Source organism: Paenibacillus diazotrophicus, assembly GCF_042610465.1.
Genome location: NZ_JBGJZN010000009.1, coordinates 105,096 through 117,271, shown reverse-complemented (window position 1 = coordinate 117,271; position 12,176 = coordinate 105,096). Strand labels below are relative to the sequence as shown.

Annotated in this window: 9 protein-coding genes; 1 reads left to right on the top strand and 8 read right to left on the bottom strand. The window is 50.3% G+C overall.

The genetic code is table 11. The annotated features are described in order from the left end of the window. Positions 1-6: 6 nt before the first annotated feature. The 4 genes from ACAN54_RS26615 to ACAN54_RS26600 all read right to left on the bottom strand — a co-directional run bounded on the left by ACAN54_RS26615 (position 7) and on the right by ACAN54_RS26600 (position 4,979). Positions 7-810 carry an ABC transporter permease gene (locus tag ACAN54_RS26615; RefSeq protein WP_379162796.1) on the bottom strand — a complete coding sequence of 268 codons (804 nt, stop codon included), beginning with the start codon at positions 808-810 and terminating at the stop codon, positions 7-9. A 173-nt stretch (positions 811-983) separates the two neighbouring features. Continuing rightward, positions 984-1,760 carry an ABC transporter ATP-binding protein gene (locus ACAN54_RS26610; protein WP_379162794.1) on the bottom strand — a complete coding sequence of 259 codons (777 nt, stop codon included), beginning with the start codon at positions 1,758-1,760 and terminating at the stop codon, positions 984-986. A gap of 180 nt (positions 1,761-1,940) precedes the next feature. Then, positions 1,941-3,224: an ArsB/NhaD family transporter gene (locus tag ACAN54_RS26605; RefSeq protein WP_379162791.1), complete on the bottom strand. Its 1,284-nt coding sequence runs from the start codon at positions 3,222-3,224 to the stop codon at positions 1,941-1,943. Between the two features lie 162 nt (positions 3,225-3,386). After that, positions 3,387-4,979, bottom strand: coding sequence for a copper amine oxidase N-terminal domain-containing protein (locus ACAN54_RS26600; RefSeq protein WP_379162788.1), 1,593 nt, complete (start codon positions 4,977-4,979; stop codon positions 3,387-3,389). A gap of 490 nt (positions 4,980-5,469) precedes the next feature. Between ACAN54_RS26600 and ACAN54_RS26595 the strand changes: the two genes are divergently transcribed. Next, positions 5,470-6,585: an LLM class flavin-dependent oxidoreductase gene (locus ACAN54_RS26595; protein WP_379162785.1), complete on the top strand. Its 1,116-nt coding sequence runs from the start codon at positions 5,470-5,472 to the stop codon at positions 6,583-6,585. A 181-nt stretch (positions 6,586-6,766) separates the two neighbouring features. On the opposite strand, the gene ACAN54_RS26590 is transcribed toward ACAN54_RS26595, so the two are convergent. From ACAN54_RS26590 to ACAN54_RS26575, 4 genes are read right to left on the bottom strand one after another with little or no spacing between them, the layout of a single operon-like run. Continuing rightward, on the bottom strand, positions 6,767-7,879 hold the full coding sequence (locus tag ACAN54_RS26590) for a protein-glutamate methylesterase/protein-glutamine glutaminase (protein WP_379162782.1): 1,113 nt from the start codon (positions 7,877-7,879) through the stop codon (positions 6,767-6,769). Between the two features lie 51 nt (positions 7,880-7,930). Further along, the gene (locus ACAN54_RS26585) at positions 7,931-8,356 is read right to left on the bottom strand and encodes a chemotaxis protein CheW (RefSeq protein WP_379162779.1); all 426 of its coding nucleotides are present in this window, start codon (positions 8,354-8,356) and stop codon (positions 7,931-7,933) included. A 24-nt stretch (positions 8,357-8,380) separates the two neighbouring features. Next, positions 8,381-9,988, bottom strand: a complete 1,608-nt coding sequence (locus tag ACAN54_RS26580) for a methyl-accepting chemotaxis protein (RefSeq protein ID WP_379162776.1) — start codon at positions 9,986-9,988, stop codon at positions 8,381-8,383. Positions 9,989-10,017: 29 nt separating this feature from the next. Next, complete coding sequence (locus ACAN54_RS26575; protein ID WP_379162773.1) at positions 10,018-12,117, bottom strand: chemotaxis protein CheW; 2,100 nt, start codon at positions 12,115-12,117, stop codon at positions 10,018-10,020. Positions 12,118-12,176 lie beyond the last annotated feature (59 nt).

Below are 12,176 nucleotides of genomic sequence, written 5' to 3'. Positions count from 1 at the left end.
CTCCTCCTATCCTTGGTAACTGTCCTGCCATCTCAGCAGACGCCGTTCAATCAGACGGACGATTGTATCACTCAGCAAACCGGCAGCAGCAAAAACAATAATGCCCACGAACACCACAGGTGTATCGGCAAATTGGCGTGCATCTGACATCATATATCCAATACCGGAGGTTGAAGCAATCAACTCAGCGACCACCAGTCCCAGCCAGGAGAGTCCAAGCGACAGGCGCACACCGAGCATAATGTTCGGTACTGCCGCCGGCAGCACCAGCCGGACAACCTGCTTCATTCGGCTGAAGCCCAGCACCTTGGAGACCTCGAACAGTTTGTTATCAGTCCCGCGTATGCCCATGAACGTATTGATGTATATCGGGAAAAAAGCACCTTTCGCGATCAGCAGCACCTTGGATTCCTCCCCAATACCGAACCACAGGATGAACAGAGGTACCACAGCCAGACTGGGAATCATGCGGATCATTTGCAGCGAGGGGTCCAGCAGCTTCTCCGAACTGCGGAACAACCCGACCAGAATACCAAACAGCAGTCCCAGCCCGCCGCCAAGAATAAAACCAGACAGCGCCCGTCCCGTGCTAATTCGCAGATTGCTCCACAAATCACCGCTGGAGGCCAGAGACACGAACGACTTGGCAATCGTGTAAGGAGTTGGAAACAGCATGTCGGAGATCATTCCGTAATGTCCCAGCACCTGCCATAGAATCAGAATGCTTCCCGGCAGCAGCAAGCCAAGTCCGGCTATAGCTGCTTTTCCGGTTCTTCTTGCACCACTCAATGCCACAGCCCTTTGACTCATTAGTGCTTTCACCTCCTTCTATCCATAAAGTAATAAAACACATCAGATAAGTCGGATATAATGCCGTAAAAAATGCTAACCTTTCACGTTCAGGAGTGTTGTGCGATACACATACAACGGTTCAGCACAAGCACTAGGAGATTGCGCATGAGGCCTTAATGAAATGGAATACATTAAATCCCTGCACCGTCTGTGAGCTCAAGCTCATCCACCTTTTCAAAATAATTCAGCACCTTGAGGCGCAGCTCCTGAAAAGAACTTGTCGTTTTTTTGCGCGGATACGGCAGATCCACCGGTACGATCTTGCGGATCTTGCCGGGACGCGGTTCTAGAATGACTACCCTGTTGCCTAGGAATACCGCTTCATCAATATCATGGGTTACAAAAATCATCGTGGTCCGGTTCCGCCTCCAGATGTCCAGGAGCACCGCCTGCATATGCGCCCGGGTGAAGGCATCCAGTGCTCCAAACGGCTCGTCAAGCAGCAGAATCTTAGGATTCCGAAGCAGCGCGCGGGCAATGGCCACACGCTGGGCCATGCCGCCGGACAACTCGCGGGGATAAGCTTTTTCAAATCCGCCGAGCTTGACCAGATCAATCAGCTCATCAACTTTCCTGCGGATTTCGGGATTACCGAGCGGCAGATCGGAGGCGATATTCCTTTCTACGGTAAGCCAGGGGAACAGCCGGTGCTCCTGAAAAATAAACCCTTTATCGATGCCCGGCCCCCCAATCTCAGCCCCCTCCAGCGTGACTCTGCCGGTATAACCGGTGTCCAGACCGGCGATGATGCGCAGCAGTGTGCTTTTTCCGCACCCGCTCGGACCGATGACCGTAATGAATTCACCCTCCTGCACCTGAAGCTCCACATTCTGCAGCGCCTGCACCCGTCCCCCAGCCTTACCAAAGCTCTTATTCAGCTGTGTGATCGACAGCAATGCTTCTCCCATATCCGCTCCTCCTTCAGCTTGTTCTCTAGAGATGCAACAAAAAAACAGAGGTTCCGCACGGTAGATTAGCACGGATACCTCTGTCTGAACAGTCGGCAATATTTAATTCAAAGTAAGTCAATTGGAATTTGTATATTTAAAATATCATCTAACTCTGAGTCTGTCAACAGTAATTCACAATTAGATCAGATACCTCAAATAGATATACACACTTGAGATTACAATCGACAGAATCATCAGAGGAAAGCCGAATTTCAAATATTTCATGAAGGTGATCTGATGACCTTCTTTTCCCGCGAGACCTGCTACAATAAGATTCGCACTCGCGCCAATCAGCGTCCCGTTCCCTCCCAGACAAGCCCCGAGTGCGAGACTCCACCACAAAGGCTCCAGGTTGTGGATGCCCAGGGTGCCCATCTCCTGAATCAGAGGAATCATCGTTGCTACAAAAGGAATGTTGTCCAGAAAAGCAGAGGCCAGCGCGCTCAGCCATAAGATCAGCATCGAGCTGGCCACCAGATTTCCGCCGGTAAGCTCCATCGCTTTGCCTGCCAATTCTGCGATCACACCCGTCTCCACCAGGCCTGACACGAGCACAAACAGACCGATAAAGAAAAATATCGTAATCCATTCCACACTTTTAAAAGCCTTAAGCAGCATCTTTTCTCCACCAGTCAGGAGAAGCAGCACAAAAGCTCCAGCTAATGCCACTGTTGCCGACTCCAGATGAATCAACTGATGCAGGAAGAAGCCTAGAATCGTCAGTCCCAGCACCCATAGACACTTGCGCAGCAGCTTGCGGTCCTTAAGCATCGCATGTTCATCCATCTCCATTATTCTCTGCTGCAGTTCAGGAGAAGTCTTGAGCTGCTTGCCGAACATCAGCAGAAACAGCGGCAAAAATGCCAAAATGATGATCAGGATCACTGGAGCGAGGTTGTTGATAAACGCCATGAACGTCAGCTCTTTCACGGCACTGCCGATCATAATATTCGGCGGGTCTCCAATCAGGGTCGCCGTTCCGCCCACGTTCGAGGCAACGATCTGCGATAGCAGAAACGGCATGGGTTTGATTCGTAGCTGCCTCGTAATACTGAAGGTAATCGGCACCATTAGCAGGACGGTGGTCACATTATCCAGAAACGCCGAGCATAGCGCTGTAACGAGCACCAAAGCCACTAGAATCCGCCTTGGCTCACCCTTAGCCAGCTTGGCTGATTTTACCGCCACGTAACTGAACAAACCAGTCTCCGCAGTAATCCCCACCATCATCATCATCCCCACCAACAGGCCAAGTGTATTGAAATCAATATGCTTCAGCGCTGTTTCCTGTGTGACAATTCCTGCCCCAATCATAATCAAGGCTCCCAGCATCGCCACAATCGTGCGGTGAACCTTCTCAGAAATAATCAATCCGTATGTAAGCAGAAAAATACCAATTGCCCAAATCCCTTGCTGTTCCATAATGCCCCCCATATATTTCGCCTTGCTTGTCCTAGAGCTTATCATATCTTCCTTGGCGGCAAAAAAAAAGCCCGAAAGCCATTCGCCACTCAGCAGTTAGCTGCGCAGGTTCAAGGACATCCGGGCTTTGGAGCGTTATTTTGGAAGATTTTACACTTTGCTCTACATCTCTTTCGTCAAGGTAATCAGACCTTCCGTCTGGTTCCAGGCCACATTCCATTGCAGAAGTTCGGCAATGAAGCGCAGGGGAACCATCGTTCTGCCATCCTTGTTAATGATGACTTTGGCACCGACGGATTTCTGCATGCCATTGACTTCCATTACATTGCTATCAATCCAGAACTTCAACGTATCGCTGCCCGCCATTACCCATACGGTGCGGGTCTGGTGATCATATTTCACTTTTGCACCAATCCCCTCACCAAGGTAACGCAGCGGGATATAGGTGGTACCGCTCATATTGGAAGGCATCGTATCCATCATCGTTACATTCCCATTAATGTTCAGTTCTTGGCTGTGCAGCTTCATCCACACCGTGGTCATGCTGGCTGGAACAGCCGCTTCCTGAAACTTGTCGTTGAACTGGGAGACAATTGCTCCCGACAGAGCTAGTCCTACACCGAACATCGTCTTATAGCCAGCGCGGTTCGTGGAATAAGAAGCCGAATAATCTCCTGCAGCATACTGGTCCAGCGTGCTCTGCACCTGTCCTTCATGGGCCTTGAGTGCAGTCTGTGCCGCACCTGTCGGCAGGTTCTCAGCAGTTGCAGTACCCAGGAATTTGCCCAGCTCCATAGTGAAGCTGTCGATCCGGGCAAGCACTGCTGCACGAGCGGCAGTATCATTATTCTTCACTGCATTCACATAATCACTTTGTGCAGTGATATGGTTGCCTACCCATATCTGTTCAAAAGCATCCCCGCCAGCAGCGCCATAGATCGAGGCTACAGCCGCCTTGAAATCAGCTGTGTTACCCGCTTCGGCATTAATAAGGGCCTGGTAGTCGGCTTTGCCGTCCAATTGCTTCTGCATTTCCAGTACCGAGAGCGCAAAGTGCTCTGCAGCTACACTGTTCAGGGCGGAACGGAGGTCAGCAGCCTTCGTATCCGGACGGGTGTTCTGGAACTTTTCTGGCATTTGCGTTGCAATGGCTGTAGACAACACCTTGCTGATCGTGAACATTTCCTGGAAGCCTGTGCGATAGGTCGTATAGGCCTTGTCATAATCACCGGCGACATAAGCATCGAATACCTGCTGCACATGATTTTCATGACTGCGAATGGCTCCTTCTGCCGCTGTTTGCGGAAGTTTACCGGCAGTTGCGGTACTCAGAAAGGCAGCAAACTCTGTGACGAAGCCCTGAACCTCCTGCTCTGCTTTTTGACGGGCAGGGGTGTCATTCGCTTTGGTGGCTTTGACCAAATCATCCGTATATTTATTATGTTCGCGGAAGATCCGTTCAAATTCCATACCTCCGGCTTCACCGTACAGCGAGGTAATCGCCGGCTGCATGTCCAGCGCATTCTGATCCAACGCCTGATATGCGGCAGCAGCATCTCTGGAACCGTCATAGGCTTTGGTCATTGCGGTAACCGCAAGGGTAAAATGCTCGGATAGCAGATAGTCGAGACTCGCTCTAAGCTGGGCTGCAGGTGTATCAACAACTGCTTTAGGCGGCGCAGCTGCCGCACTCGCCATCACCGGCAACATCAGGGACAAACTTAGTACAGGGGCTAGCAATTTCTTCAGCTTCATTTTCTTACCTCCTTGGAATGGGTGAGCCTTAGCTCAAGTGAATGATGCATAATCGATACTCACTCTTCAGTCTCTTCAGCGCATGCGCAATAACTTGCTTACACTAATGAATCGTAGCGTTTATATTTTTGGATCACCTTTTTTCATAAAAAATTTTTAAGCTCATCCATTATCAATCACAGCCCTGCCCGGATTCCAATGGATGAAAACGAAAAAAAACAATACACTAATCCAATACACTCAACTAGTACTCTCACCCACTACACTAATCCTCAGCAAAAACATCTTTTCAACGAAACTGCAAACTTACACTCATATACTTACATTTTGTAAGTTTATTGTGATACAATAACTTCATCATCCTGCTTACAAACGGAGAGGCGTGCAGACCCAAACTTACATTCGGGGTGAACCCTTCGCCGCCACTATAAGCTTCTATATTTCACTCAGACAGAAAAACACATATTCTACATTACAAGGGGTTTGAACGATGGACAACGACGCTACAGTAGAAACTTTGCCGGAATTTGAGTTTGGCATTTACACATTGGGGGATATCGTTACCGACTGCCATACAGGGCAGCGGATCAGCCCCCATCAGCGGATGAAGGAAGTGATCGAGGCCGCCAAGCTGGCGGATGAAGCGGGGCTTGATGTATTTGGGGTAGGTGAACATCACCGGCTGGACTTTGTGATCTCATCTGTACCGGTTGTGCTGGCCGCCATCTCCCAAGTGACCAAGCGGATCAAGCTAACCAGTGCAACAACGGTGCTCAGCACTATTGATCCGGTGCGGGTGTTTGAAGATTTCGCTTCACTCGACTTGTTGTCCGGCGGCCGCGCGGAGATCATCTCCGGACGGGGGGCATTTCTGGAATCCTTCCCGCTGTTCGGTTACGAACTGGAAGACTACAAACAGCTTTTTACCGAGAATTTGGAGCTTCTGCTGCAGCTCAACCAGCAGGAAGTCATGAATTGGAAAGGGCATTTCCGCTCCCCGCTCAAGAATGCCGAGATCGCCCCGCGCCCCCTGCAGCAGAAGCTTCCGCTCTGGGTCGGCATTGGCGGCTCCGCCGAAAGCGCCGTACAGGCTGGAAGCTTGGGTATCGGCATGGCTATTGCCATTCTCAGCGGCAGCCCTGAGCCTTTCCAGAATCTTGCCGACACATATCGGCGGAGTGGAGCCGCAGCTGGACATTCAGCCGCAGATTTGAAGATCGCGATTACGAGCCATGGCTACATTGCCAAGACATCACAACAGGCGTTGGACGAATATTACCCTTACTATTACAGCTACCGTAACGCCATCAGTCCAAGCCGTAATCAGGAATACCGCGTCTCCCGCAGCGATTTTGGCCACTTCGTGTCCCCGGTCAATACACTGGCTGTCGGCAGTCCGCAGCAGATTATTGAGAAGATCCTCTACCAGCATGAGCTGTTCGGCCACAACCGCTTCATGACCCAATTGGATATCGGCGGCATTCCGTACAGCAAGGTGGCTACAGCAATTGAACTGCTGGCTACTGAGGTAGCCCCGGTTGTTCGCAGAGAAATCGCCAAGAAGAGCAGCATTTCACCTCAGAAGAAGGGGCTGTCCCAGCAGTAGATTTTCTACAACTCACCAGCTTCCTTCATGTATAAATCCTCAAAAAATAAACAGCGATTCTCCCGTTAGTGGAGAATCGCTGCTTTGCGTTTTGGGTCATTGGCTGCAAGGGTGTCCCAGCCATTTCATGGCTGAGAGGGCACCTCCGTGCTCTATCACCTTTTGCCAACAGTACAGTCCATCAAACTCTGGCAATAGAATGAAAAATTCCGATGAGTTTGTCAGCAATTTGGGTGAGGGGCAGCAGATGGTCGATGCACTTCAGCTCCACTGCAGCTTTTGGCATACCATATACTACACAAGTGGCCTCCGATTCGGCTATGGTAACGCTCTGAAGTGCTGCTTCCTTCGCACGCTTCATGGCGTAGGCCCCATCAGCTCCCATTCCAGTCATAATGACATAAGCCTTCTTCAACCCTCTTAGCTGTGTGATAGAATCAAACATTACCTCTACAGAAGGCCGATGGCCATTCACCGCGTTCTGCTCATGAATGACCGTGCGGTATTTGCCCGCTCCTATACTTTCTACTTCTAGATGTTTGCCCCCAGGCGCAATGTACACGTAACCCGACTCCAGGATTTGATGGTGCCCCGCTTCCACCACCCTGAGATTGGAATGCTGATCCAGACGCTGAGCAAGGGAGGCGGTGAACCTAACGGGCATATGCTGAACCACCACTACCGGAACACCAAAATCTCCGGGTAAAGCTGTAATGACCTTCTCCAGTGCCTTCGGCCCGCCTGTAGAAGTGCCTATTGCACAAATACCGCTAATCCGCTGTTGATGGGGCTTGATTTCTACGGATGGGGGCGGCGAAGGGATTCTAACCTGTCTGCCCGCCTGCGCCGTAGCAGGAGCCTTTGGTGCATCATTCCCCCACTTTTGGACGGAGGGATGTGAAGAAGAAGCCGCCTGGAGCATCATTCTAAGTTCTTTCTGCTTGGAGATTAGCTCGGTAGAGATGGAACCCGAAGGTTTGGCAATGAAATCCACTGCACCCAGCATCAATGCCTGAACGGTTGCATCTGCCCCCTCCTGGGTAAGCGAGCTGACCATGATTACAGGGGTCGGCCTTACTCTCATCACTTCCGCCAGTGCCTTTAATCCGTCCATAACAGGCATTTCCACATCCATGGTAACCACATCCGGCCCTATAGCCACTACCTGCTGTACCGCTTCGGCACCATTCTTAGCCGTACCAGCGACTTCAAAACCGGGAAATCCTTTGATCATCTCTGTCAGCAGCTTTCTCATGAATGCGGAATCATCAACGACAAGTACTCTGATAGCCATCTGATCTAATTCCCTCCTTTCTGTTCATTTCCGCCTGTCCGGCTAACGGATCTATTCTTCAAACAGCTGTTCCACCTTCAATATGCTGACCACACCACTGTCCGATTTGCCGATCCCGTCAAAAAACATGCTGTTGAGTCTGCCCAAACGCTCCGGTGGCGGCCCTATGTCATGAATACGAACCACCTTATTCACATGGTCCACCAGAATCCCCACCTTCTCCTCTTGCCGGTTGATCACTATAATACGGGACCGCTTCGTAAGCTCAGTATTTTCGAACTCAAATCGCTTGCGTAAGCTGATCACGGGTACGATTCTGCCTCTAAGATTGATAACTCCCTCCACATAAAAGGATGTATGGGGGAGGCGGGTAATTTCCTGCACACGGATAATCTCATGAATATCCTGAATCGGAATCGCATAATGTTCCTGTCCAATCCCGAACTCTACATACTGGTCTGCTGTATCCAAAGCCATCTGGCATCACCTGTCTTTCTCGGATTATGACATCCGGAATGCTTCCAGCGACTCGTTCAGCATTGCTGTAGAATCCACTAGATCATGCGAGGAGGCAGAGGTCTCTTCAGCGCAGGCGCAGACCTCCTGGCTTGCCGCGGCTATGCTCTGAACCGACTGCAGCACATCATCGGCCTGCGCTGCCTGTTCTTCACTTGCCGCTGCAATTTCTGTAATCAGCTGGGCTGTTTCATTCACAATACCCTTGATCTTATCGAATGCTGCTGCCGCATCCAGTGAGGATTGCACACCAAGACCAACTGCAGCCACGCTTTTCAATGTATTTTCCTGCATCGTCTCGATAATCTGTGCGATCTGGCGCGTAGCTTCTCCGCTTCGTTCTGCCAGCTTGCGGACTTCGTCGGCCACCACCGCAAAGCCTCTGCCATGCTCTCCGGCCCTAGCTGCCTCAATAGCGGCATTCAGTGCCAAGAGGTTGGTCTGCTCGGCAATATCATCGATCAGCTCCAGGATGTTGCCTATTTTCTTGGAATCCTCCTGCAGCTTGCCCATCTGTTGACTTGCGGCGTTCATTTCATTAATAGAAGCATCTACTATCCGCATGTTTTCCGTTGAAATACCCACCGTCTGCTGGTACATCACGGAGGCCTTTTCCGCGTTCTGAGCCACCGAGGTTACGGCTATACTCAGTTCCGACACCAGCGTTGTCATCGTCTGGGCATCATTCGCCTGATGGGTGCTGCTGCGGACTACTTCCTCCGTATTTTGCGAAATTTCACGCGAGGCTATGGCAACAGTCTGTGACAGGCTTGCTGTTTTTTCGATGAGCGATTTGATTTTACCGGTCATATTGTTAATAGCCATTCCCACTTGCCCTATCTCGTCTTTACTGCGCAGATCCAGAGGTTCTACGGTAAGATCACCGCCCGTCAATCGTTCCATAACGCTCTGAATCAGCTTGAACGCTGCGCTAATTTTACGGATGTACAGAAAACCCAGAATAAAGGACAGGGCCAGAAGAGCTACACTTATAGCGAGAACCTTTATGAAAGAATTGTATATGGCGTCCTCTGACTTTTGGACCTCATTTGTCATAAACAATTCTACAATCTCCGATGCGGAATCAAGCTTATCCCGCGCTTCATTGAACTGGTCCACACGCAGCAGTTCATTCGTAACCCTTTTCTCCCCGGGAGCTGCCAGCAGCTCGTCGATAAATCCGGCCCACTCGGCGAATTGGACTTGGGCATCTGCAAGGTCCTCAGTAATCTTGCTGTTGCCGTCCCCCTTCAGGTCGAGAATTCGCGGATCGTTATATTTATTAATTACTTCCTCCGCTTTGTCTATACGTTCATTGACTTGAGAAAGGTTAGCCGTATATTCGTCAAGTGATTTCTTATCTCCGGTGCCCAGGTATAGTTGTACGGCGGAGTACGCCTGATACATGTCCCTGTCAGCGTTCAGCATGTAATTGGTCAGAATATACCCATGATCGTATAATACACGCACCAGATTATCTCTTGACGAGTTCACCAGACCTAGGGATAGATAAGAGGTCAGCGCCATCGCCAGAATGGGGATCATCAATACAGACAACAGCTTTGCCTTCACGGACATCTTTATTTTTTTCATTATGGGTCACCACATTTCTTCAGATTTAATTAGAATAATGAACCTATATCAAAAATCAGGGCCACCCTGCCATCTCCCATAATTGTAGCTCCTGTAACGCATTTGATTTTACCGGCATATTTACCAATGGATTTCACGACAATATCTGCGTTGCCGTTTAATTCATCCACCACAAGCGCGACCCGCTTTTCGGCCATCCCGAGAATGACCACCTGTTGATATGCCTTTTCCAATGGGGGCTTCCCCCAGCCAAGCACTTCCTGCATGTATAACACTGGAAGGACTTCCCCCCGCAGACTCATAACAGGCTGCTTCTGGACATAACCGGTTTCTTCGGGTTTCATTCGCAGGATTCCCAGTATATTCGACATTGGAAGAATAAAATTCGTCTCCCTCACCTTAATCTGCAGTCCAGGGATGATCGCCAGTGTGAGCGGAAGCCGGATACGGAACTCTGTTCCCTGGCCTACTTCGCTCTGGATGTCAATAACACCGTTCAATTTCTCAATATGATCACGGACGATATCCATACCAACTCCCCGCCCGGAGATATCACTAACGACAGCCGCCATGGAGAAACCCGGTTTGAAAATTAACTGGATCGCTTCACGGTCTGACAGGTTCGCTGCTGCCGCTTCACTAATGATCTGCTTCTTGACCGCACTCTGCCGGATGCGTTCCGGATCTATTCCATTGCCGTCATCCATTACACGGATAACCACCTGATTTCCTTCATGGGAGGCTTGAATCGTCAAGGTTCCCTTTGGCGGCTTGCCTTTTGCCAACCGCTCCGCTTCCGATTCAATTCCGTGGTCCACGCCGTTACGGAGCAAATGGATCAGCGGATCAGTGATTTCTTCAATAACCGTCCGGTCCATTTCGGTTTCACCCCCAACCAGGCGCAAATCAACCTCTTTGCCCAGCTGTTTGGATAAATCCCTTACAATCCGGGGCATCCGGCTGAATAATTGCTCGGCAGGCAGCATTCTGATCTTCATCACCTGCTCCTGCAATTCATGGATGACTCGCCCCAGATGATCCGTCTGCCCATCCAGCTTGCTGCACTCCTCATCTCCACGGTACCGCTGATTCAGAAGCCGCCCAGCCTGTTTGATGCCCACTTGGTCAATTAACAGTTCTCCCACCAGATTCATCAGATGTTCCAGCCTTTCCACATCTACCCGGATAGATCGTGTTTTTTTCTTATCTGCCGGCTGGACGGGGGCAGGTACACCGGTATCGGCTGAAAGTGTGGAGGCTTCTAGGTCCTGGACAGGTTCTCCGTCCGGTTCACGGACTACGGCCGAAGGAATTCCCTTTGGCACATCAGGCACATCTGGCACATCTAGCACATCTAGCTCATCTAGCTCATCTGGCTCCTCCAGCTCAATGTTCTGAATCCGGACCTCTGCCACCTCAACCAGTGAAACCAATTTTTTATGCAGTTCATGATCCGGCAAGTCCGAAATCAGGAGGAATTGGAGCGACTGGTATTGATCCTCATTCTGCTCTGCAGCCGACTCGTCCAGCAGAGGACTCATATTCACAATGTCGGCAAGATCAGAAAGACGTTGATGAATAATCGCTGCCCGTGCAGCTTTCATCAGACAATCCTGCACCAGCAGGATTCCCACATCCAGAATAGCCTTCCCCTGCTCCTGAGCCTCCAGACAGCGGTAATGCTCATCCAGAGTCAGCGATAGCGGATGGAGCTTAACAGATTCAGTCCACGACTCCGCAATAGGGGCAGAACCTGAGCCATGAATACGAAAAGATGCAATTCTGGATAAAATCCCTTCAATGGCCGTTTCACCGGCACCAGAGGACAATTCCTCCTTGAGAAGCTTGATGATATCCAGACTATCAATAAGCAGCTCTACCAGTTCATTGGTCACATCCAGTTGTTTGGTGCGGATCAGATCCAGTAGAGACTCCATTTCATGGGTCACATTCTTAATAAGGTCAAAGCCCATGGCTGCTGAAGATCCTTTGAGGGTATGTGCTGCTCTAAAAAGCGATTGGATCGTTTCATCATCGCAGTTGCCTTGTTCAAGCAGAAGCATCTTTTCCTCCATGATTTGAATCTGCTCATCTGCTTCTTCCATATACACTTCCAAAAACTGGTTCATATCCAAGTGCGATCACCACATCTCCCGGGGAACCACCCCTTATTGCTGTACAATCTAGT